Genomic DNA, 21684 nt, shown 5'->3' on the forward strand with positions numbered 1-21684 from the left:
AAACTACCTAGCCCGCTGACGATTACCGCCAACCTTAGGTTTGGTATTGGCTTTTTTAAACTGGCTAAATCCGGTGTGGCGGCTAAGCGCTGGACGCCCGCCTTTACCTGCTTTAAGCGATTTTTCGTCACGGGTTTCTTCTGGCACTAAGCAGTTTGGACCTTTACCAATCAACTTGGCTTTGCCCATACTACGCAGTGCTTCACGGATCATCGGCCAACCTGCTGGATCGTGATAACGCAATATAGCTTTATGTAAACGACGTTGACGCGCGCCTTTTGGTACCGGTACTTGCTCAGTATTATTTTTAATATTACGCAGCGAGTTCATCCCTGTGTGATAAATTGTGGTGGCATTAGCCATTGGTGACGGATAAAAATTTTGCACTTGATCTAGTTTAAAATCGTTCGACTTTAACCACAACGCCATGTTCACCATGTCTTCGTCTTTAGTGCCAGGATGCGCAGAAATAAAATAAGGGATCAGGTACTGCTTTTTCCCTGCTTCTTTTGAGTATTTATCAAAAAGCTCTTTAAACTGATCATATGCGCCCATGCCTGGTTTCATCATCTTAGATAATGGCCCGTCTTCGGTATGCTCAGGCGCAATTTTTAAATAACCACCAACATGATGGGTTACGAGTTCTTTGACGTAACGAGGGTCTTGTACAGCTAAATCGTAGCGAACACCAGAGGCTATTAGGATTTTTTTAATACCCTTAACTTCACGAGCCTTTTTATACAACTCGATAGTCGGTGTATGGTCGGTATCCATATGCTTACAAATATCAGGATATACACATGATAAACGTCGGCAGGTACTCTCAGCTTTTTTGCTCTTACAACGCAGTTTATACATGTTAGCAGTTGGCCCACCAAGGTCCGAAATAACCCCAGTAAACCCTGGTACTTTGTCACGAATTTGTTCGATTTCTTCAATAATCGATTCTTGTGAACGACTTTGAATTATCCGTCCTTCATGCTCAGTAATTGAACAGAAACTACAGCCACCAAAACAACCTCGCATAATATTAACTGAGGTTTTGATCATGTCGTAAGCGGGGATTTTTGCAGTACCATAACTTGGATGTGGAACTCGCTGATAAGGCAATCCAAACACCGCATCCATTTCATGTGTTTCAAGCGGATACGCAGGTGGGTTAACCCAAATAGAGCGATCGCCATGGCGTTGGAATAACGCTCGAGCACAACCTGGGTTCGTTTCTTGATGTAAAATACGTGATGCATGAGCGTACAGTGGTTTATTAACACTCACTTGCTCAAACGCAGGTAGCTTAACGTAGGTTTTTTCCCAAGGTTTAGGACGCGCTGGCTGAATGGTAATTGGTTTTGCCGCTTCAGCTTGTAAATCAATACCCGCTTTTTTAAATTCGCTTTTGCTACAACCCACATCATCCGCACCATATGGGTTTGGAATTGGGTCAATTTTACCAATTTTATCAATCGCGGTAGAATCACTACCACGCCAGCCCGGTAATGGCTCTTTACGAATAACCGCCGTACCACGGATATCTTGAATGGTATCCATCGTTTCGCCGGCGGCAATACGATGAGCAACTTCTATTAATGGTCGCTCAGCATTACCGTAAATAAGAATATCGGCTTTGGCATCAAATAAAATACTACGGCGAACTTTTTCTTGCCAGTAATCATAATGGGCAATTCGACGTAAGCTGGCTTCGATACCACCTATTACAATTGGCACACCTTTGTAGGCTTCGCGGCATCGTTGTGAGTAAATCATCACCGCACGATCAGGACGCTTGCCACCCACATTACCGGGCGTGTAGGCATCATCATGGCGCATACGCTTTTCAGCCGTATAGCGGTTGATCATCGAGTCCATGTTACCGGCAGTCACACCAAAAAATAAGTTAGGCTTACCAAGTGCCATAAAGGCATCTTTCGAATCCCATTCTGGCTGAGCGATAATACCGACCCTAAAACCTTGTGCTTCAAGTACACGACCAATTACCGCCATACCAAAGCTGGGGTGATCTACATAAGCATCACCACTGATAATGATGATATCGCAGCTATCCCAGCCAAGGGCATCCATCTCTTCGCGTGTAGTTGGTAAAAATGGTGCTGTGCCGTAACACTCAGCCCAATATTTAGGGTATGAGAATAACGCTCGCTTGGCTTTAAGTGCGCTCATATAAAGTAACCAATTGCTTTAAAAAAGGTCGCAAAGTATACCCGAATTAATCACCAAGCGATATTAGCTATTTACAATGGCATCAAACATAATATTATTTTTTACTTTCAATATATTGAATAAGCTCAACTTCAGGCATTGGTTTAGCGTACATAAATCCTTGCACTTCATCACAACCCAATTGCTTAAGAAAATCAGCTTGTGCTTGTGTTTCAACACCTTCTGCAATCGTTTTTAATCCGAGCTGCGCGCCAAGAGCTATAACCAGCTTGGCAATTGCGCCGCTGTCTTTTTCGGGTAAGTCTTTGACAAATGCACGATCTATTTTCAACCTATCCAACGGTAACTTTTGCAAATAACTCAGTGATGAAAAACCAGTGCCAAAATCATCTATCGCCACTTCAATACCAAACTCTTTTAGATCTTGCAGTGTTTCAATCACCATCGAGAGATCATCCATCACCACACTTTCGGTAACTTCTAATTCAATATTTTTTGGGTTGACCTGATATTTTCGCAAAGTATCTTTGACTTGTTGTGCGTAGCCTTTAACCTTAAATTGCGGTACCGACACATTGACCGCAATACAAATTTCAACACCTTGAGCCTCAAGACGTTTTTGCTGCTGACAAGCCTGATCCAATACCCATTGACCAATCTCAACAATTAGCCCTGCATCTTCAGCAAGTGGCACAAAAACCGCGGGGGAAATATAGTTACCTTGTCCCGACGGCCAACGTAGTAATGCTTCGCAGCCTTTTAATGACAAATCACTAAACGCCAATTGCGGTTGATACCAGACTTCCAATTTATTATTTTCAAAGTCTTGGCGAAGCTGGCGAATAATCCCTAATCGCCAAGCCATTTGCTCTTCCATATCGGGAGTGTAACAAACAGCATTCCCCTGATTACCTTTTTTAGCGTGATTGAGTGCGATATACGCAAGCTTAAGTGTTTCAATACCTGTGGTTTGAAAGTCCTGTTGCTCGCACAAACCAATTTTAAAATTAACCGGTAACAAATGCTCTGCTGCTGCAAACGGCAAACTTAAATTTTCACTTAATTCGTTTAAATCAAATCCATCGCGCTTAATTAAAAAACCAAATACATCTGCACCAATCCGTGACAGTAATTTAGCGTTTGGGTATTCTTGCTTGAGCCGTTCAACGATTGAAGTAAGCAAGTGATTACCCACCTCTTGACCCAGGCCATTGTTGATGTCTGAGAAATGTGCGACATCAATTAGAATAAATATATACTCGTTACTATTTAACCGATGATACTTTTCAATTTGTTCAATAAAATCAGTTCTATTGGCAAGACCTGTTAACACATCTTTGTAGGCTGCATCTCTGAGTTTATTAAAAAGTCTGACGTTATCTAAGCCTACACTGACGTTTGTTAAGAAAATTTCAGCAAATTGCAATTGTGTTAAGCTTGGTTGGCTAACGTACTCTAAGTAAATAGCAGCCTGACGATTTTTACTTTTCAATAAAAACGTAGTGTCGTGCTCAGTGTGCTGATGTTCGCCAAACTCAAAACAATTTTGCACTTGCAAAATAATCCGCCCATCATCAAGTTGTTCTACACCTTGGCCAATAAAAGCACTAAACTCAGCACAACCACCCAACACTTGAACCTGATAGCTATCATCCAGACTGCCACACACAACCCCCCTTGGCGCACAATCTAAAATTACCGAGAGCTGCTTAATCACCGCCATAGTAAATGCTTTAATGTCGGTAAAACCTAAAATAGCCTTTGAGGCTAACAGAATATTATTTAACGATTTGCTTTGATATTCAAGTTGGCAAACTTGTTCGTATGAGCGAATAGCTGTAACTAACGAGGTAACTAGCTTACTGCGGGTAAGTTCGGTTTTAGTTTTATAATCATTGATATCATATTCTCGGATCACTCGCTCTTCAGGCGCATATCCGGGCTGACCCGTTCGTAAGATAATTCGTACGTTATGGTTTTTCAGCGTATCGCGTACCTCTTTAACTACTTTTAAGCCTGCATCATCGGATTCCATGACTACATCTAACAGTAATACCGACACATTATTAGTATTAGCTAACACTTCAACTGCTTCTGCGCCAGAATAAGCATGATGAAAACGCAGTGTTCTTCCCCAAAACTCAACGCCTGAGAGTGCTAGTTCTGTTACAGTGTGAATTTCAGGATCATCATCAACAATCAGAACATCCCAGTAATCTTTGGGCGCAACTTCTTCATGAGGCTCGTCTTCATGGTTGAAAAACAAAAAATCATTGTGTTCTGACGTCATTCCAAATCCTTTAAATTCAAATATTGCGCGCCATCATTTAATATTAAGACAATTCATTATTGACTAATAAGTTATCACTATTTAACTTATGATACAGTATTAATGTCGATGATTAATGAATATTGGTTTACAGATTATAGTCGATATTCAGCACCTTGCTGTGCGATAGTAGAATTTATAATTTAAGGAACAGCCATTAATATTTTACCCAGAATTACTAAATTTATTTTTCTGATTACTTTGATTTTACTGGTAATTGGACTGCTATTACCACAACAATACCAAGTCCAAAAGAGCATTAAAATTCATGCTCCGCAAACAGATATCACCCCGTTGCTTAGTGATTTTACCAAGTGGACTAGCTGGTCACCTTGGCAAAAAGTAGATCCAAGTATTGTTTTCACTATTGGAGAGCCTAGTTCTGGCGTGGGTGCTCATCAGTTTTGGCAAAGTAGCTGGGGAGTAGGTGAAATGACGATTACCAATATAAGCAGCACTAAAATCAATTTTAATATTCTCTTTAATGAAGAACATATTATTAAAGGTGTGATCTCTTTTTCACCTCTAGCTAATGGAAATCAAGTAACATGCTCACTAGATGGCGAAGTTACTACTTCGATTCTAGGTGGCTATTTGGCGCTATTTAGCCAATATATTTTGGCAAATACGGTGAAACTTGGACTTAATAATTTAAAAACTACTGCGCAGCTGCAAACAGCAACACACAGCGAGAAGATCGATGACGATTCAAACAGCCCAAGCAAAAATTAACCTTGCTCATATAATTGAAATTAAACTAGGTTACTCGATGAGTAAAACCAGTTCGACTCGCCTTACCAGTGCCAGTGATGATAGTTATGGTCCACAAGGGCAAAGTAAACTGCCCTATCAAGTCAATAGTGATAACTCAACGCTCAATAGAGCCCAACATCGCCAACAATTACTACTTATCAAACAACAACAAAATATTGAAGCGATTATGGCTATGGCTATGGATTTTTGCCCCGACGTAACTAGTAAAGGGCAACCTGACAGTGATTGGGTCGAACGCTTTATTGCACTATGTGAAGATACTTCAAACGAATCAATGCAAAAACTGTGGGCAAAAATTTTAGCGGGAGAAACTGTATCACCGGGAACATTTTCAATTAAAAGCTTACAAACACTTAAGCAGATGACCCAGCGCGAAGCGGATGCACTACAAAAATGTACCGCAATTTGTGGCTATAATGAAAAAGATAATAGCCATTTAATTTTATTAGGCTTTTATAAAAAACCTTCGCTATTTGATTTGCTACGCAAAGGCAATAAAGTATCGTTTAACTTAGGTAAAGCTGGGATCAGTTTTCCTGATGTATTAACTTTGATGGATATTGGCCTAATCTACCGTAAAGAAATTGAATCTGCAGCGCTTAAGGCTGGCCAAGAAATGAATCTGACATTTTTAACCCAACGGGTCGTACTCAAACCAAAAAATAACGATTTAGTGCTCAGTTACTATAAATTTACGCAAACGGGTGATGAACTTAGAAAATTGATTAACACGCCAGTTAATAAGGCTTATAAGCAATTGTTAAGCAGTGCACTTGAGGAAGAGTTTGAAGTAGCGTGGCACGCAATTAAATAACGGTACCACGCCAAAGCAAACAAATTAGAAGTGAATTTGTATGCCTGCAAATGGACCTGATGCATCAATATTAGTATATAGATTATCAATATCATCAAGCTCTAGCGTCATTTGACGGTAACCCGCTTTGATATCTAAATCTACCGCTAAGTTGTCAAGTAAAGCCCATGCAATACCCGCTTGGTAGTCTTGTACTTTACTATCATCGATAGCAAGTAAGCTACCTTCAAAGAAAACACTTAAACCCGTTAACGGTAAGCCTACTTCAGCACGACCATAAACTAATGGCACAAAACCTGAAAAATCCACAGTTTCTGTTGTTGCTTTACCATTTGCTGTACCAGTAACAACAATATCGCCATCAAACTGCTTAGCATTTACACCTAAATCGATAGATAATAAGTCATTATCAAATATCTCATAGTATAAAATATAATCAACGTGTGATAAGTCGCTGATCGTAGTTGCTGTGGTATTGGTTGTAAATGAAGTACCACCAAACTCAAACGTCTCATTAAGCAAGGTTGAGCCATTTAACTCAAGCTCGGTATACTTTAACTTTATATTTGGCACTAATGGAATTGGATGCTCAAGCGCTGCGTAGTAGCTGATGAAGGTTTCATCTTCAAAATTAAAGTCTTGCATATTACCGCTATCTGAAAAGCTACCTGAATTATCAGATTGCCAGCCATCAACACCAACATATAAACCTAAAAGGGTGTCAGCGTGAGCCGCTGGAGCCAAAAATGCCATCGAAAGGGCAGCGGCTAAACAGTACTTTTTCATGTGTTATCCTTGCGCTAAAAGTTCGCTAAGTTCAATAAGAGCCGCATTGGCTCGTGAAATATAATTTGCCATTACTAATGAATGATTAGCAACAAAACCAAAACCATTACCATTTAAAATCACCGGACTCCAAACAGTCTCTTGGGTTGCTTCAAGCTCACGTATAATTTGTTGTAAGCTCACACGTGCATTCTTTTTCTCTAATACATCAGCAAAGTCATATTCTACCGCTTGCAAAAAATGTAATAAAGCCCAAGTTGCACCGCGTGACTCATAAAACACGTCATCTATTTCCCACCAAGAGGTTTTTATCTGATTTTGTAATGGTGCATAAGTCGCTTGATGTGCTTCTTTGTCACCGGCTAAATCAGTATTTAACCGATCTTGACCAACACTGGCACTTAACCGCTGACTTAAACTACCAAGGCGTTTTTCGGCTTCTTTTAACCAGCCTCGTAGGTTATCTGCCCGCGCATAAAACTGACTGTCACGGCTGTTTTGGTCAGCGATTTGAGTACGATACACAATTAATAAATCAATGCCTTTTTGGTATTCACTCTCGGCACTTGGCCACGCCCATGCTTCTGAACTAATATTAAATTGGGGCTGGGCTTTTTTTAGAGCTTCATGTTCGGTCGATTGCGACTGAGAACGGCTAAAGTCTTTACGCATTGATAGCGCCAAATCGCGCGTCATTTCTAATGCGCCATATTCCCAAGCAGGCATATTATCCATAAGAATACTCGGAGGTATTACATCATTTGATAAATAGCCACCAGGTTTATTCAATAATGTGCTGGCAACATTAATCAAAGCCGTAGTTGTTGTGTAACCTGTTACTAGTTTTTCGCCACGCTGCTGCGCATCCTGTTTAGCTTGCGTGATCACATTTACGCGGCTTGGCTCAACACTCCAATACACAGATACGGCATAAAATAAAATAAAAACTAATATTAGCCCTGCTATAATTTTCCCTTTATGTTGTGACATTTAATCTCCTAGTGATGTGTATGGTGCTGTTCAGATTGTGATACTTGCTCAACTTGGCTTTCTAATGAAACCACGGTAGCTTGAGTAAATACACGATCTCCATTGCTAAAATATAGCGTGAGTTTGAGCTCTTGCCCTATTTTTAACGGCTCTTTTGGTTCAAAAACCATTAAATGATAACTGCCTGGTTTAAAATCTAGCTGTTGATGTGCTTTGATCTCTAACGCATCTACTTTTTGCATTTTCATCATACCATTAACATGCTGATGTTCATGTACTTCAACTCGTCCTAAGCTCTCAAGGCTAGCCTTAGTTAATGTCACTGCTGCATCACCATGATTAACAAGCGTTAAATAACCAACACTAGATTGACTGCCAGGTAAAAAAATCCTTACTTGGGCATTGCTAACTACAATATCACTTGTTGTATCATGTTGATGCTCTGCATGGGCAAATAGCACTGGAGAGTATAGGCCTACAGCTAAAAAAGCCGCTGTGAAGATAGTTAGTAATGGCTTAAGAGTCATTTCGATCCTTGTTATAATAATCACTTTAAGTGCTAAATTTAGCATATTTGCGAAAAAATAGTCAGCTAAATTAGCATTTAAGGTAACCTCTGTGTGGCAAGCTATGCGACCTTTTTATTATCCGCGACTAACCAACACAGAAAAACAATCAGCAGTAGCGGCCATGCGATCATCACAGAACCGAACAACAAAGCTAGCATCACGCCGACTCCTATTATTAGACCTGCGCCAATCAAACCAACACTAACCAGCGCAATAATGGCAATAACGACCACAACAGCGACTAATGCACCAAATAATTCAATGCCAACCCAACTCAAGTCAGCAATCCACAAAGGGAGCTGCCATGAGTCAAACTGCATTATCTCAAATGGACTAGAAGCGATAAACAATGCTGCTAGCAGACACAGTGCAATAATTTTCATGGCGCTCTCCTAATAAACCTTGTTGTCTAAACAACAATGTGCAATTAAATAACCCGCACCTATAAATAGTGGGAACTGAATAAACAGTACAATAGTTGCTAATCGAGTTGCCCAAATCGGAAAGTCAAACCGACGCGCTAAGCCACTACATACTCCCGATATTTTTTTATTTAATGGATCTTTACTCCATTGAGTATTGTTATTAAATGTATTCATTTTTATAACTCCTAAGCCGACTGTTTTACTTTAGCTTTAAGTGCTGCAAGCTCTTTATCCAAGGCTTCGTCTTTAACAAGCGCATCAATTTGCATTGCCGTGTCTGATTGATTAGCTGCAGCCATTTCGTATGCTTCCACTTGTGATTCAATTGACTCAACTCGGCGCTCAATCACATCAAAACGCGACAGTGCATGTGCCACTTTATCGCTATGTAACTGTTGATTAACTCGTACTCGTGCATTTAAAACACTATGCACCTGAGTTAAGCTCTGCCGCTTTGCTTTGGCAGCACTAAGTTTGTCTTGTAAACGCTGTGCATCGTCAGCTAACTTGGCCATTGAATCGGTTAATTTAACGAGCTCAGGTTCAACAGCTGCCATATCAGCGGCTACACGCTGCTTTTCTTTTAATGCGGCTGTGGCTAAATCATCTCGACCTTTACTGACGGCTATTTCGGCTTTTTCTTGCCATTGTGCTATGGATGTTAACTTATCGCTTTGCTGGCGTTTCAATGCTTTTTCTTCGCACAAAATCGCTGCAGCGGTAGTACGGCACTCATTCAGAGCTTGTTGCATCTCGATAATAAGTAAATTAAGTAGTTTTGCTGGATCCTCTGCCTTATCAAGCACAGCGACCAAGTTTGATTGAATTAGATCATTAACACGATTCATTAGGCCCATGATTTTCTCCTGTTGATTATGGGTGATTACACCAAGGAGACTCCAAGACTTATGCCATGTCGTTAGAAAAACAACTAAAACAATAAATAACAATAGGATAGAAAGATAAAATCAATTTAAAAGTGACGTTTAGCTGAATTAAAATACGTTAAATTAACTAAAAAAGTGATATTTTGACTAAATTTTAGGATCAAAAAAAGCCACTAAAAAGTGGCTTTCAAGATTAAAATTTCAGCTATTCAGGCACAAAACTTAATGCTTTATCCATCACTGATAAATCGGCTTGCTTACCATGGCCGTTTTCAGATAAATGACGTCTAAATCCTCGCGCCCCTGGTTGGCCTTGGAAAATACCCAACATATGGCGAGCTATATGCCAAAAGTTAGCGCCTTGGCGCATTTCATCTTCAATATAACCATACATTGAACGCACCACGTCATGACGGGATAATGTACACGCAGTATCACCGTAAATTTTCTCGTCCACTTCACTTAATATAAATGGATTACTATACGCTTCACGACCGATCATAACGCCATCAAGATGCGCTAAATGAGCAAGACTATCAGCGATGGTATTAACCCCACCATTTAAGCTTAAATCAAGCTGTGGGTAATCTTTTTTCAGTTGATAAACACGCGGATAATCAAGTGGTGGAACTTCACGGTTTTCTTTCGGACTTAATCCCTTTAGCCATGCTTTACGGGCGTGAATAATAAAGTCATCACAGCCAACCTTATGACTCGCTTCGATCAGCGCACATAAAAACTCATATGAATCCTGCTCATCAATACCAATGCGTGTTTTCACCGTAACAGGAATAGTAACCTCCGCCTTCATTGCTGCAATACAATCAGCAACAAGCTGCGGCTCGCCCATTAAACACGCACCAAAGCGGCCATTTTGCACTCGATCCGAAGGGCAACCAACATTTAGGTTTACTTCATCATAACCACGTTCAGCAGCCAGTTTTGCACACTTTGCCAAAGCTTCAGGATCAGAGCCACCTAATTGCAAAGCAACGGGGTTTTCATGTGTATTAAAGTGTAGATAATCACCACGCCCAAATAAAATTGCACCGGTTGTTACCATTTCGGTGTAAAGCACCGCATGCTTGGTCATTTTACGATGAAAAGTACGGCAATGGCGGTCTGTCCAATCGAGCATCGGGGCCACAGAAAAACGTCTATTCAAAGTAAAATCCTCAGATGATATATAAGTATAAGGGTTATTCCCTCATTGGAAGGCACTATATTTTACACAAATCAAAGCCGAGCTTCAATCGTAAGCAAGTTGTTGTTTGTCGGTAGCAGAGATTGAGTTGTTTAACGCAGCAACAAAAATGTATGCTGCGCTTTAGATAATATACTTAAAACGATTTTGTTAGATTATCAAATTGCTGGCCTTGCACTGTAATGGTGGTTTTTTCTAAGCTTATATAATCATTTTTTTGCTTGGGGTTAACCAAACGTGCTGCGACTTCAAATTTAGCAACTTTAGCTTCGCTATTTAGCTCAAGTATTTTTAAAGATGAATGAGTATCATGCTTAGCTGACTGCACATAATATTCACCAGCCCAACTGGCATCAAACACTAAATTAGGCGCATTTTTAGCGGAAGATTCAATAAACACTCCCTCTTTAATTTCGTCTCGTAATAAAGTAACGGTGTAATGATCTCCTCCCGTATGACCGAAATATACGGTAACAGCATGATTGTCATTATGGCTAAAATCATAGTCAGTAACTTGAATAACCTTCATTTCGCTTTGAGGCGGTTCAACGCAGGCCGTTAATCCCAAAACAAGAAAACCGCATAAAATAATCTTTTTTAATAACATTTTTCATTCCTTAAATTTTATTACGTTATATTTAATCTAGATAATTCTAAGCAACAATTCAAAATTTTATATGACAATAGCTATTTAACAGCAATACACAGCCTTTATGTAAATACTTGTAAGCCAAAATAGTGGGCTATCCCGTCGAGTATATTTGTCACGGCAACTGATGAAAGGATCAAACCCATGATCCGGCTGATGATACTCGCACCGCTGTCACCAATTAATTTGTGAACATGGGTTGCCAACAGTAACAGCACAAGTACCACAACAAGAACAGCTAACATCATTGATGAAGTAATTAACTGCTCAACCCACGTGTATTCAGTGTTACGAGTCATCAAAACAGCGCCAAGCATCGCACCTGGACTGGCGATTGATGGAATAGCTAAAGGGAAAATGGCCGTTTCAGTGCTATCACGAACACTTTTAATTTCCATTTCTGGTTTACTTTCACCAAAGATCATAGACAAAGCGAACAGCAATAACACGATACCACCTGCGATTTGAAACGCTGACAAGGGGATATTGATAGCATTTAAAAGCAGCTCCCCAGCGACAACAAAAAACAATAGTACCCCAGCAGACACCAGAACAGCTTTCAACGCGACTTTACGTTTGAATTTGTCACTATCACCGCGTGTTAAGGCTATAAAAACAGGCACAGTACCGATTGGATCAATAACCGCAAAAAAGAAAATAAATACCGCTAATAATTCATTCATTGTTGGCCTTCCTAGAATAAAACTGTCTAATAAAAACGCTGCAACTACAATACAGTATGTTAGTATATCACGGTAGCGTAAGGATAAGAGAAGATGAAAATAGAATCACTCGTTAGTAAAGCCAAACAAGTGTGTGACAATCGCGGTGCGCGATTCACTCCAATTCGTGAAAAAGTATTTCGCCTATTAGCAAGTGCGCAAGGCGGAGTGGGCGCTTATGATTTATTAGAGCAACTAAAACTCACTGAATCAGGAGCAAAACCAGCCACAATTTACCGTGCCTTAGACTTTTTAGCTGAATTAGGTTTTATTCACAAAATTGAAAGTACTAACGCATTTATGTTGTGTCATCATTTTGATCATATCCACCCTGTACAACTGTTGATATGCGATAGTTGTGGTTTTGTCAAAGAGCTACACTCTAGCGTGATTTCGCATGAACTTAATAGTCTTGCTGCTGAGAGTGGTTTCGTCGTATCGGGGCAAACTATTGAAGCCCATGGTAGATGTGGAAATTGTAAAGAATAATTAAGTGCAGAGCTAAAATAACTCACTACACTTTAACGTATAACCGCAGTTAAACTGCTAAATTCGAGGGATAAACAATAATGAATGTAGAGTTCATCAATCCTTTTTTATCATCTTTATTAAATGTGCTCAGCACAATGGCGCAAACCGAACTAAAACCGGGTAAGCCGAAAATAAAAAAAGATGAAGTTGCCTGTGGCGACGTTTCGGGATTAATTGGCATGGTAGGACCGCAAACTAAAGGTTCATTTTCGATCACTTTTGATGAGAGCCTTGCCCTGACTATTATGGAAAGAATGCTAGGTGAACGCCCTGATTCTATCAATGAAGAAGTAACCGATATGGTTGGTGAAATTACCAATATGGTCACTGGTGGGGCAAAAAATTTACTTGGTGAAAAAGGCTATGACTTTAATATGGCTACACCAATCGTTGTGTCTGGTAAAGGTCATACCATAACTCATAAAAGTGAAGGGGCAAAAATATTGATCCCATTTACCTCTGATGCCGGTAATGCCAATATTGAAGTTAGTTTCGATAAAATATGAGCTGGTTGCAAAAACAACTACTTTTAAAGCCTCGCTCTCGAGGCTTTCATATTATTGATAGCGAAATACTCAGCCAACTCCCTGAGATTTCCGATTACCAAATTGGCTTATTACACCTTTTTATACAGCATACCTCAGCCAGCTTAACGATTAATGAAAATGCTGATCCGACAGTACGTATGGATATGGAAAGTCACTTCAATAAATTTGTTCCCGAGCGCCAACCTTATTATCGTCATGATTACGAAGGTGATGATGATATGCCTGCGCATATAAAAACGAGTACCTTAGGCTGCGAGCTAACGATTCCAATTAGCCAAGGACGTTTACAGCTTGGTACATGGCAAGGGATCTATTTAGGCGAACATCGTGATCATGGCGGCGCAAGACGTATTATTGCAACGCTGCAAGGGCAAGTTTAAATAAAACTATTTAAATTGAAATACTAAATAAATTGGATATGTGCTTTAAGCAATAACTGCTTGTCAATCAAACTTGGGTGGGTATTCATTTTTAAAAGATTGGAGCGGTACACGAGGCTCGAACTGCTTATGACTTAGTTCGACCTTGGCATATTTTATTTTAGATTGCTTAAAGAGATTGGAGCGGTACACGAGGCTCGAACTCGTGACCTCGACCTTGGCAAGGTCGCGCTCTACCAACTGAGCTAGTACCGCATAATATTTTCACTTTAAACTTACTCCAATTTCTTTGGTTAGAAATTGGAGCGGCACACGAGGCTCGAACTCGTGACCTCGACCTTGGCAAGGTCGCGCTCTACCAACTGAGCTAGTGCCGCATTTCAAAATAGTCAGTAATTTGTCCGTTGGTGCGCGACAAGTCGCGGTAAAACGTTCTGGCAACTGAGCTAGTGCCGCATTATAATTTTTAGGTTATAGGTTCTAAAAAAGTTTATAGCTTTTAATTTGAAACTTGCTGCAATTTCTTTGGTGAGAAATTGGAGCGGCACACGAGGCTCGAACTCGTGACCTCGACCTTGGCAAGGTCGCGCTCTACCAACTGAGCTAGTGCCGCATTCAAAATAGTCAGTAATTTTTCCGTTGGTCCGCGACAGGTCGCGGTGAACGTTCCGGCAACTGAACTAGTGCCGCATTCAAAATGCTCAAGCACACTAACCCCGCGGGGGTTATCGTCTTAAGCGGGGCAGGATTCTACAATAATCCGATGTGTTTGCAAGTGTTTTTTACAAATTAAAGAATTTTTCTTGGTAGACTTTTAATTCCATGATGGAATCTTTGATATCATCAAGAGCAAGGTGTGAACCTTTTTTGTGCACTTGTGCTAAAACTTCTGGTTTCCAGCGTCTTGCTAGTTCTTTGATAGTGCTTACGTCTAAATTACGATAGTGGAAGTAATCTTCCAGTTCACGCATATATTTATTCATAAAGCGTCTATCTTGGCCTATTGAATTACCACACATAGGCGAAGCGCCTGCAGGAACCCACTGCTTTAAAAATGCCAAAGTTTGTTCAACAGCATCTTGCTCTGTGAATGTGCTCGCTTTACAGCGTGCAGTTAACCCTGACTGACCATGTTGCTTAGTACACCATTCATCCATACCATCAAGCAATTCATCACTTTGATGAATAGCAATAGTTGGCCCTTCAGCCAAGATGTTTAACGCACTGTCGGTGACAACCGTGGCGATTTCGAGTATTTTGTCTGTACTTGGTTCAAGACCTGTCATTTCGAGGTCGAGCCAAATCAGATTTGATTTATGAAAAGACATAATTACCTTGCGGTGCTTTCCTTTAGATCTAACGCATTTAGATATATCATATTAGTATCATCAGTCGACCTAAAGCTTTTTTTTCAAAAAGCACGACATTTAACTAAGTTATGGGCCAAAAGTGGCAAAACAGAAGAAATTAAGTAAAGGTCAATCCCGTAGGATTAAGGCCAATCACCAAAAACGCTTGTCTAATGCAGATTCTGCGCCAACCACTAACAAGGTTGAGCAATGGCAAACTGACAATTTAGGTGCGCCTGAAAATGCCGTGGTGATCAGTCGGTTTGGTCAACATGCCGATATTGAAACTGATAACGGAGATGTTTTGCGCTGCAATATTCGCCGTACCGTTAAAGGTATTGTTTGCGGAGACGAAGTGCAATTTCGCCGCGCAAAAGTCAGCGAAGGTGATTTAGCTGGCGTTATAGAAGCGATGCATGAACGGCGCTCGCAACTTACTCGCCCTGATTTTTACGACGGTGTAAAAGTCATAGCCGCCAACATTGACCAGATTTTGATGGTCTCTGCGGTACTACCAGAGTTTACCCCCAGTATTATCGACCGCTATTTAATTGCCTGCGAAGATATGGGCATTGAGCCTATTTTAGTGCTCAATAAAATAGATTTAATTGATGAGCCTGGGCTTGCTAACATCAACAAAATTTTGGATATTTATAGGTCACTTGATTATCAAGTATTACTAGTAAGTAATAAAACCGGTTACGGTATTGATGCACTCAAAGAAACCTTAATTGATAAAAATAGTATTTTTGTTGGTCAAAGTGGTGTGGGGAAATCAACTTTAGTTAACACTGTTTTACCTGATGCCGAAATACTGACCAAAGAGGTCTCTGAAAATAGTGGCCTTGGCCAACACACAACAACTGTGTCACGACTTCATCACTTACCTTCAGGCGGTAACTTAATTGATTCCCCTGGTATTCGTGAATTTGGCTTGTGGCACTTAGATGTAGAGCGTGTTACTTGGTGCTTTAAAGAGTTTCGCAAGTTTATTGGCGGTTGCCGCTTTAGAGACTGTAAACATTTAAATGATCCAGGCTGTATAATTCGCCAAGCAATCGATGATGGTGATATTTCACAGCTACGTTTTGATAGCTACCATAGAATTTTAGAAACAATGGCCGATGGCCGAGCGGGTGCTCGTGCTCCACGCGTATAATTTTTTAGGAAAAAACTTGTGAGTTTAGACAAATTCAAAATCGCAATGCAGTACGCAATGCCAAAACATTTTGTATCCCGTATGGTAGGCAAGTTAGCTGCAGCTAAAGCAGGTGCACTAACAACTACTTTAATTAAATTGTTTATTAAACAATATAAAATTGATATGAATGAAGCGCAATATAGCGACCCAGCTCACTATAAAACGTTTAATGAGTTTTTTACTCGTCCTTTAAAAGAAGGCGTTCGGCCATTAACCACTGAAGATGACATCATTACTCACCCTGTAGATGGTGCCATCAGTCAATTAGGCCCAATTGTTGAAGGCCAGCTTATTCAAGCTAAAAATCACAACTATAGCTTACAAGCTTTACTTGGCGGCTCAGAGCAAGATACAGCGCCATTTTTAGGCGGCGACTTTGCAACGATTTACTTAGCGCCAAAAGATTATCATCGTATTCATATGCCGATTGATGGCACCTTGAGTAAAATGATTTACGTCCCCGGTGATTTATTTTCAGTAAACCCACTTACCGCGCAAAATGTACCTAATCTATTCGCTCGTAACGAACGCGTAGTAGCCATTTTTGAGACTGAAATTGGCCCGCTTGCTATGGTATTAGTGGGTGCAACAATTGTTGCCAGTATCGAAACTATTTGGGCCGGTACAGTTACACCACCAGCAGGTAAAGATGTATTTAGCTGGAACTACAAAACCTCAGGTGAAAATGCAATTACCTTGAAAAAGGGTGAAGAGATGGGTCGCTTTAAATTAGGCTCCACGGTTATTTTAGCCTGGGGTGCTAGTAAAGCAGATATCTTTGATGATCAAAAACCAGGCACAGTGACTCGCATGGGCACACCGTTTGCTAAAGTTGATGATTGATGATTGATGATTAATACCTAATTAATAATTAAGTTATAAATCATTTTAATTAAAAACGCGGACCGACTAATGCAGTCATGCCGCGTTTTTTATTTAAGCTCTTTCCCCTGCACACTCAGTACATTCGGGCGCTTTAGTTAATTTAAACTGCTGCTGCGCTAAACTTAGCCCATCAAAACGAATAAACTGACTGCCTTGATGATGGCCCAGCAAGATATTAACTGCCAACAGTGCTTGCATCGAGCCAATAACACCTAACAACGGACTAAGCACGCCCGCGTTACTGCAATTAAGCGCTTGCTGTTGCGGTTGTGCTCCAAATATACACCCGTAACAAGGGCTCTGTGGCTGGCGAAAATCAAAACACATCAGCTGCCCTTCACTCGCTATTGCCGCCCCCGACACCAGTGGAATACCCAGTGCCAAGCATTGCTGGTTTACTACATAGCGAGTGCTGAAGTTATCGCTGCAATCAAGTACTAAGGTTGCGCCAGTAAAAACTTGTTCAGCATTTTCAGTGGTTAGTTTTGCACTTACTGTGTTGATCTTGATTTGATTATTTAAGCTGCTTAATACTTTGCCCGCAGCGCTGACCTTATCTTGCCCTAAATGATTTACTTTATAGAGCACTTGGCGCTGTAAATTTGAAAGCTCAACCTTATCATCATCTAACAAGCTTAATTCGCCAATGCCAGCCGCAGCTAAATACAGTAATGCGGGGCTGCCTAACCCCCCCGCTCCAATTACCACAACGTGAGCGGCTTTGAGCTTTAACTGCCCTTCAAAGCCGACTTCTTTAAGCATTAAATGACGACTGTAACGTAACTGCTCTTTGTCAGATAAAGATCCTTTTATTGCCTCACTCATTGCTATTAATAGCCATTTGTAAATCGGCAATCGCCTGTTGATAGTCACTTGCTTCACTAATAGCCCTAACAACAGCTACACTGCCAACACCGGTTGCAGCAACCTCGCCCGCTCGTGATAAATCAATGCCACCAATAGCTACCGTTGGGTAATCACTCATTAACGGCACAAAATGCTTTAACTTTTCAAGCCCTTGAATTTGCCCTGTCATATCTTTGGTCGTGGTTGGGTAAATAGCGCCAAACGCCATATAACTCGGGCGGTAATTATGAGCGCGCAGCATTTCATAAAAACCATGGGTCGAAATCCCCAAACGCATGCCCGACTCTTTAATGGCCACCAGATTAGCCTCAAGTAAATCTTCTTGACCTAAATGCACACCATAAGCGCCATGTTTGATTGCCAGCTGCCAATGATCGTTGATATACACATTGCCATCGTACTTTTTACCAAGTGTGACCGCCGCAGCAATAGCGTGTTCAAGCTCTTCTTCGCTGGCGTTTTTCATTCTAAGTTGTACAGTTTTAACGCCTTGCGCTAAGCACTTTTCTAACCAATCGAGACTATCAACCACCGCATATAAACCAAGCTGTTTGTTTTCACACTCAGTAAAACCTGCCGCCATAATAAATTCGTTTGGTTGTTCAAAATCCAGCTCATCACCCAGCCAACTGCCCGCTTCAATGACTTGTGGGTAATCATCAAGATTATCGGGAAAGCTCGTTTGTGCCACAGGGCCAATTCCTTCACCATAACGAACCGCAGCTTTTAAGCCTTGATTTATATAGGCTTTGGCTAAAATAAAGGCATCTTTAAGCGGGTAACCTTTCGCTAAACACGCTGCAATCACTGACGCCATACTACAACCGGTACCATGGCTGTGCGGCGTTTGAATTTTTTCGTTACCAAGCCAATATTCATTACTGCCATAAGAGCTGGCATCACTGCAGTAATCAATGCAATATCCGCTTGGATAATCCCAATGGCCACCTTTGATCAGCACCGCTTTTGCGCCCCAGCTTTGCAGCTTAGCCGCAGCCTCGATCACCGCACTGGGACCAATTAAATATATCCCAGTGAGCAACTGCGTTTCATGGGTATTCGGAGTGATCACATCCACCAGCGGCAATAAGCATTCTTTAATTGCGCTAACGGTATCTTCTTCTGTCAGTAAGTCACCACTGCTAGCAATGGCCACCGGATCATATACAACCAAAGGCGCAACCGGCCAAGTGGCTTTATAATGTTTTAGATGCTCACTGATCAATTGAATTTGCTGCACATTGGCAAGCATACCAATTTTAATAACACGGGCTTTCATGTCGCTTTCAAGGGCGAGTAATTGCGACTCAATAACATCGGTTGAAATCGGGTTAAGTGCTTCAACGCCTAGGCTGTTTTGCGCAGTCAATGCGGTGATCGCTGTACAACCATGGACGCCAAAACTTTGCATCGCTTTAATATCCGCCTGAATACCTGCACCACCACCAGAGTCAGAGCCAGCAATTGTCCAAACAACATGATTCATAGTTACGTATTTCCTAATTTTTTGCTTCATTTATTACTGTTGATGCCAAAATGGCATACCCATAGTGGGCGTAGATGGCGCAGCGACGTCTTTTTCTGGCATCGCCTTTGCTCGGTAAGCAAAACGACCCGCATCAACGGCTGCTTTAAATGCATGACTCATGGTAACAGGGCAGCCCGCCCCTGCAATAGCCGAATTCAATAACACCGCATCATAACCTAATTCAAGCGCTTGGCAGGCGTGTGATGGTAAGCCAAGGCCAGCATCAACAATCAATGTGATATCGGGTAGGCGCTCCCGAATAGTTTTTAAGTTATATTTATTTAACAAGCCCTTACCTGTGCCAATAGGCGCTCCCCACGGCATCAGTACTTCACACCCTGCATCAGCTAAACGCTGACATAACACTAAGTCGTCAGTACAATAAGGTAATACTTTAAAGCCTTCGGCTAATAAAATCTGTGTCGCTTCCAGTAATGCAAATGGATCTGGTTGCAGGTTATAATCATCACCAATCAACTCAAGTTTTATCCAATCGGTAGCAAACACTTCGCGGCACATTTGTGCCAGTGTAATTGCTTCATTGACACTGTGACAGCCTGCAGTATTGGGTAGAATTTTTAAGCCCGTATCTTTGATCAATTGCCAAAAGTCATCTCCTGCGGCGGCACTTTGTTGACGTCGTAATGACACAGTAACAATCTGCGCGCCAGAGGCAACAATCGAATCGGCCATAACCGCAGGTGATGGATAAAGTGCTGAGCCAATTAATAACCGACTAGTGATCTGCTCACCATAAATACTGAAACTATCTGATATTACGCTACTCATATTAGCCACCTTGGATCGGTGACAGTAATTCAATGCTATCGCCTTCGTTAAGTAAGGTAGTATCACATTGACTACGCGGTATAAATTGACCATTAAGCGCCACTGCAAAAGGCTCTTTTGCTGCAAACTGCGTCAAACCTTGGGCTATATTGGCGTTATCTGCTAACTCAAAATGTTGACCATTAATTGTTATTTTCATACTTACTTTCATAATAAGCCTTATTTTATCCGTGCAATGGCATCGGCCACTAAACTCGGTGCGAGTAAATAACCATGACGATATAAGCCATTAATGCTGATCACATTTTGCTGCTGGGAAATCTGCGGGCGATTATCACTAAATGCAGGACGCAGGCCGGTTTGAATATTCAACACTCGCGCCTCAGCAAAACCACTGTGTACTGTGTACGCTGCTGACAACAACTCAAGAGTCGAACGCACAGTGGCAGCCCCCTTATCTTGTGATTCAATTTCTGTCGCGCCAATTACGTATTGATGATTTGGCTTCGGAGCAATATAAATAGGATAACGCGGGTGCATTAACCGCACTGGCCGCGTTAAATTAACCTCAGGGGCGTACAAACGCACTACTTCACCACGCACTCCGCGTAGCTTACACGCTACGCTTTTAGCGCCAAGGCCACGGCAATCAATAATATAATCAAACGATTGCTGTAGATTTAGCGATGTTACATCAACCTGTTGTGCAAACTTAAAGCTCACATTACGCTGCTTTAGAGTGTTAAAACTAGCTTGATAAAAAGCCTGATTATCAATTTGCCCTTCGCAAGGTAAATACACACCTTGGTTAAAACGCCCTGTAAGCTCTGGCTCTAATTCAGCAATATGTGCCCCTGTTAACTGATGTCCTTGATGTTCAGCTAAAGGCTTTAAACGCAGTATAAAACTTTGTAAGTCACCTTTATCTTGCTGGTGTGCAACCACAAGTGTGCCTTGCTGTTGGAAAAACACCGCTTCATCAAGTTGCGCTAAAATTCTCGGCCAACGCTTTATTGAATCCAGCCCCATCAAGGCCAAGTCTTGCTCGCAGAATACAGATTCAGCCAGTGGTGCAAGCATCGCCGCTGCCACTCTTCCTGCACTATCAAGCGCTTGTTCGTCACCCGCTTCATAAACAGTTACCCGATGCTGTAAACTCAACTCAAGCGCCGTTAAACGCCCCGTTAAACCAAACCCCACCACCGCAATATTGTAAGACATGAGAATCCTTAATTCAGTTTTCTAGCTACAAGAGTAAAGTTAGCGAGCTTTTCACTCG

General features: G+C 41.2%; 24 protein-coding genes and 3 tRNA genes. 7 read left to right on the top strand and 20 right to left on the bottom strand.

Going from position 1 to position 21684, the window contains the following annotated elements; translation table 11 throughout:
• Window positions 1-3: 3 nt before the first annotated feature.
• Together H5182_RS05205 and H5182_RS05210 are read right to left on the bottom strand one after the other, a co-directional pair.
• Complete coding sequence (locus H5182_RS05205) at window positions 4-2178, bottom strand: YgiQ family radical SAM protein (protein WP_145234682.1); 2175 nt, start codon at window positions 2176-2178, stop codon at window positions 4-6.
• Between the two features lie 94 nt (window positions 2179-2272).
• Window positions 2273-4468, bottom strand: coding sequence for an EAL domain-containing protein (locus tag H5182_RS05210; RefSeq protein WP_182759640.1), 2196 nt, complete (start codon window positions 4466-4468; stop codon window positions 2273-2275).
• 240 nt (window positions 4469-4708) lie between these two features.
• Here H5182_RS05210 and H5182_RS05215 point away from each other — a divergent pair, with 240 nt between their 5' ends.
• Both H5182_RS05215 and H5182_RS05220 read left to right on the top strand, forming a co-directional pair.
• Window positions 4709-5239: an SRPBCC family protein gene (locus H5182_RS05215; RefSeq protein ID WP_145234678.1), complete on the top strand. Its 531-nt coding sequence runs from the start codon at window positions 4709-4711 to the stop codon at window positions 5237-5239.
• A complete protein-coding gene (locus H5182_RS05220) occupies window positions 5208-6095 on the top strand; it encodes a TIGR03899 family protein (protein ID WP_145234676.1) in 888 nt (295 codons plus the stop codon). The genes H5182_RS05215 and H5182_RS05220 overlap by 32 nt, the downstream gene beginning before the upstream one ends.
• 24 nt (window positions 6096-6119) lie before the next feature.
• On the opposite strand, the gene H5182_RS05225 is transcribed toward H5182_RS05220, so the two are convergent.
• From H5182_RS05225 to H5182_RS05265, 9 genes are all read right to left on the bottom strand, one after another.
• The gene (locus H5182_RS05225; RefSeq protein WP_145234674.1) at window positions 6120-6881 is read right to left on the bottom strand and encodes a TIGR04219 family outer membrane beta-barrel protein; all 762 of its coding nucleotides are present in this window, start codon (window positions 6879-6881) and stop codon (window positions 6120-6122) included.
• Between the two features lie 3 nt (window positions 6882-6884).
• Window positions 6885-7871: a DUF2333 family protein gene (locus H5182_RS05230; protein WP_145234671.1), complete on the bottom strand. Its 987-nt coding sequence runs from the start codon at window positions 7869-7871 to the stop codon at window positions 6885-6887.
• 8 nt (window positions 7872-7879) lie between these two features.
• Window positions 7880-8398 (bottom strand): copper chaperone PCu(A)C, encoded by a 519-nt coding sequence (locus tag H5182_RS05235; RefSeq protein WP_182759641.1) that lies wholly within the window; start codon window positions 8396-8398, stop codon window positions 7880-7882.
• Window positions 8399-8499: 101 nt separating this feature from the next.
• A complete protein-coding gene (locus H5182_RS05240; RefSeq protein ID WP_145234667.1) occupies window positions 8500-8823 on the bottom strand; it encodes a hypothetical protein in 324 nt (107 codons plus the stop codon).
• Between the two features lie 9 nt (window positions 8824-8832).
• Complete coding sequence (locus H5182_RS05245) at window positions 8833-9039, bottom strand: PspC domain-containing protein (RefSeq protein ID WP_145234665.1); 207 nt, start codon at window positions 9037-9039, stop codon at window positions 8833-8835.
• 11 nt (window positions 9040-9050) lie between these two features.
• Window positions 9051-9722 (bottom strand): PspA/IM30 family protein, encoded by a 672-nt coding sequence (locus H5182_RS05250; RefSeq protein ID WP_182735668.1) that lies wholly within the window; start codon window positions 9720-9722, stop codon window positions 9051-9053.
• Between the two features lie 235 nt (window positions 9723-9957).
• Complete coding sequence (gene dusA, locus H5182_RS05255) at window positions 9958-10917, bottom strand: tRNA dihydrouridine(20/20a) synthase DusA (RefSeq protein WP_220493312.1); 960 nt, start codon at window positions 10915-10917, stop codon at window positions 9958-9960.
• Between the two features lie 175 nt (window positions 10918-11092).
• Entirely contained in the window at window positions 11093-11563 is a 471-nt protein-coding gene (locus H5182_RS05260) for an outer membrane lipoprotein-sorting protein (protein ID WP_145234659.1), read from the bottom strand.
• A 104-nt stretch (window positions 11564-11667) separates the two neighbouring features.
• On the bottom strand, window positions 11668-12288 hold the full coding sequence (locus H5182_RS05265; RefSeq protein WP_145234657.1) for a MarC family protein: 621 nt from the start codon (window positions 12286-12288) through the stop codon (window positions 11668-11670).
• A 93-nt stretch (window positions 12289-12381) separates the two neighbouring features.
• On the opposite strand from H5182_RS05265, the gene H5182_RS05270 reads away from it, so the two are divergent.
• The 3 genes from H5182_RS05270 (at window position 12382) to H5182_RS05280 (ending at window position 13786) form a co-directional block, all read left to right on the top strand.
• Window positions 12382-12816: a transcriptional repressor gene (locus H5182_RS05270; protein WP_145234655.1), complete on the top strand. Its 435-nt coding sequence runs from the start codon at window positions 12382-12384 to the stop codon at window positions 12814-12816.
• An 80-nt stretch (window positions 12817-12896) separates the two neighbouring features.
• Complete coding sequence (locus H5182_RS05275; RefSeq protein WP_145234652.1) at window positions 12897-13364, top strand: chemotaxis protein CheX; 468 nt, start codon at window positions 12897-12899, stop codon at window positions 13362-13364.
• Window positions 13361-13786: a secondary thiamine-phosphate synthase enzyme YjbQ gene (locus tag H5182_RS05280; protein WP_145234649.1), complete on the top strand. Its 426-nt coding sequence runs from the start codon at window positions 13361-13363 to the stop codon at window positions 13784-13786. Before H5182_RS05275 ends, H5182_RS05280 begins: the two co-directional genes overlap by 4 nt.
• A 179-nt stretch (window positions 13787-13965) precedes the next feature.
• Here H5182_RS05280 and H5182_RS05285 read toward each other — a convergent pair.
• The 4 genes from H5182_RS05285 to orn form a co-directional block, all read right to left on the bottom strand.
• A tRNA-Gly gene (locus H5182_RS05285) sits at window positions 13966-14041 on the bottom strand.
• Between the two features lie 46 nt (window positions 14042-14087).
• Window positions 14088-14163: transfer RNA gene (locus H5182_RS05290), tRNA-Gly, on the bottom strand.
• Window positions 14164-14323: 160 nt separating this feature from the next.
• Window positions 14324-14399: transfer RNA gene (locus tag H5182_RS05295), tRNA-Gly, on the bottom strand.
• Between the two features lie 169 nt (window positions 14400-14568).
• Window positions 14569-15114, bottom strand: coding sequence for an oligoribonuclease (orn, locus tag H5182_RS05300; RefSeq protein WP_145234646.1), 546 nt, complete (start codon window positions 15112-15114; stop codon window positions 14569-14571).
• A gap of 121 nt (window positions 15115-15235) precedes the next feature.
• On the opposite strand from orn, the gene rsgA reads away from it, so the two are divergent.
• Both rsgA and asd read left to right on the top strand, forming a co-directional pair.
• Window positions 15236-16294 (top strand): small ribosomal subunit biogenesis GTPase RsgA, encoded by a 1059-nt coding sequence (gene rsgA / locus H5182_RS05305; RefSeq protein ID WP_145234644.1) that lies wholly within the window; start codon window positions 15236-15238, stop codon window positions 16292-16294.
• A gap of 18 nt (window positions 16295-16312) precedes the next feature.
• The gene (gene asd / locus H5182_RS05310; RefSeq protein ID WP_182759642.1) at window positions 16313-17179 is read left to right on the top strand and encodes an archaetidylserine decarboxylase; all 867 of its coding nucleotides are present in this window, start codon (window positions 16313-16315) and stop codon (window positions 17177-17179) included.
• 93 nt (window positions 17180-17272) lie between these two features.
• On the opposite strand, the gene H5182_RS05315 is transcribed toward asd, so the two are convergent.
• Genes H5182_RS05315 through H5182_RS05335 form a run of 5 tightly spaced genes read right to left on the bottom strand, consistent with a single transcriptional unit; the run spans window position 17273 to window position 21626 of the window.
• The gene (locus H5182_RS05315) at window positions 17273-18046 is read right to left on the bottom strand and encodes a HesA/MoeB/ThiF family protein (protein ID WP_182732512.1); all 774 of its coding nucleotides are present in this window, start codon (window positions 18044-18046) and stop codon (window positions 17273-17275) included.
• Entirely contained in the window at window positions 18039-19574 is a 1536-nt protein-coding gene (gene thiE / locus H5182_RS05320; RefSeq protein ID WP_182759643.1) for a thiamine phosphate synthase, read from the bottom strand. The genes H5182_RS05315 and thiE overlap by 8 nt, the downstream gene beginning before the upstream one ends.
• A 33-nt stretch (window positions 19575-19607) precedes the next feature.
• The gene (locus H5182_RS05325) at window positions 19608-20405 is read right to left on the bottom strand and encodes a thiazole synthase (RefSeq protein ID WP_182735672.1); all 798 of its coding nucleotides are present in this window, start codon (window positions 20403-20405) and stop codon (window positions 19608-19610) included.
• Between the two features lies 1 nt (window position 20406).
• Window positions 20407-20604: a sulfur carrier protein ThiS gene (gene thiS / locus H5182_RS05330; protein WP_145234634.1), complete on the bottom strand. Its 198-nt coding sequence runs from the start codon at window positions 20602-20604 to the stop codon at window positions 20407-20409.
• 20 nt (window positions 20605-20624) lie between these two features.
• On the bottom strand, window positions 20625-21626 hold the full coding sequence (locus tag H5182_RS05335; protein WP_182759644.1) for an FAD-dependent oxidoreductase: 1002 nt from the start codon (window positions 21624-21626) through the stop codon (window positions 20625-20627).
• Window positions 21627-21684: the final 58 nt, after the last annotated feature.

This window comes from Pseudoalteromonas sp. SG44-17, from assembly GCF_014164235.1.
Taxonomy (GTDB): Bacteria; Pseudomonadota; Gammaproteobacteria; order Enterobacterales; family Alteromonadaceae; genus Pseudoalteromonas; species Pseudoalteromonas rhizosphaerae.

Excerpts from the sequence above, each read along its gene's own strand:
- H5182_RS05205 (WP_145234682.1), bottom strand. The coding sequence starts at position 2,178 with ATGAGCGCACTTAAAGCCAAGCGAGCGTTATTCTCATACCCTAAATAT.
- H5182_RS05210 (WP_182759640.1), bottom strand. The coding sequence starts at position 4,468 with ATGACGTCAGAACACAATGATTTTTTGTTTTTCAACCATGAAGACGAG.
- H5182_RS05220 (WP_145234676.1), top strand. The coding sequence starts at position 5,208 with ATGACGATTCAAACAGCCCAAGCAAAAATTAACCTTGCTCATATAATT.
- H5182_RS05225 (WP_145234674.1), bottom strand. The coding sequence starts at position 6,881 with ATGAAAAAGTACTGTTTAGCCGCTGCCCTTTCGATGGCATTTTTGGCT.
- H5182_RS05230 (WP_145234671.1), bottom strand. The coding sequence starts at position 7,871 with ATGTCACAACATAAAGGGAAAATTATAGCAGGGCTAATATTAGTTTTT.
- H5182_RS05235 (WP_182759641.1), bottom strand. The coding sequence starts at position 8,398 with ATGACTCTTAAGCCATTACTAACTATCTTCACAGCGGCTTTTTTAGCT.
- H5182_RS05240 (WP_145234667.1), bottom strand. The coding sequence starts at position 8,823 with ATGAAAATTATTGCACTGTGTCTGCTAGCAGCATTGTTTATCGCTTCT.
- H5182_RS05245 (WP_145234665.1), bottom strand. The coding sequence starts at position 9,039 with ATGAATACATTTAATAACAATACTCAATGGAGTAAAGATCCATTAAAT.
- H5182_RS05250 (WP_182735668.1), bottom strand. The coding sequence starts at position 9,722 with ATGGGCCTAATGAATCGTGTTAATGATCTAATTCAATCAAACTTGGTC.
- H5182_RS05260 (WP_145234659.1), bottom strand. The coding sequence starts at position 11,563 with ATGTTATTAAAAAAGATTATTTTATGCGGTTTTCTTGTTTTGGGATTA.
- H5182_RS05265 (WP_145234657.1), bottom strand. The coding sequence starts at position 12,288 with ATGAATGAATTATTAGCGGTATTTATTTTCTTTTTTGCGGTTATTGAT.
- H5182_RS05270 (WP_145234655.1), top strand. The coding sequence starts at position 12,382 with ATGAAAATAGAATCACTCGTTAGTAAAGCCAAACAAGTGTGTGACAAT.
- H5182_RS05275 (WP_145234652.1), top strand. The coding sequence starts at position 12,897 with ATGAATGTAGAGTTCATCAATCCTTTTTTATCATCTTTATTAAATGTG.
- H5182_RS05280 (WP_145234649.1), top strand. The coding sequence starts at position 13,361 with ATGAGCTGGTTGCAAAAACAACTACTTTTAAAGCCTCGCTCTCGAGGC.
- orn (WP_145234646.1), bottom strand. The coding sequence starts at position 15,114 with ATGTCTTTTCATAAATCAAATCTGATTTGGCTCGACCTCGAAATGACA.
- H5182_RS05315 (WP_182732512.1), bottom strand. The coding sequence starts at position 18,046 with ATGAGTGAGGCAATAAAAGGATCTTTATCTGACAAAGAGCAGTTACGT.
- thiE (WP_182759643.1), bottom strand. The coding sequence starts at position 19,574 with ATGAATCATGTTGTTTGGACAATTGCTGGCTCTGACTCTGGTGGTGGT.
- H5182_RS05325 (WP_182735672.1), bottom strand. The coding sequence starts at position 20,405 with ATGAGTAGCGTAATATCAGATAGTTTCAGTATTTATGGTGAGCAGATC.
- thiS (WP_145234634.1), bottom strand. The coding sequence starts at position 20,604 with ATGAAAATAACAATTAATGGTCAACATTTTGAGTTAGCAGATAACGCC.
- H5182_RS05335 (WP_182759644.1), bottom strand. The coding sequence starts at position 21,626 with ATGTCTTACAATATTGCGGTGGTGGGGTTTGGTTTAACGGGGCGTTTA.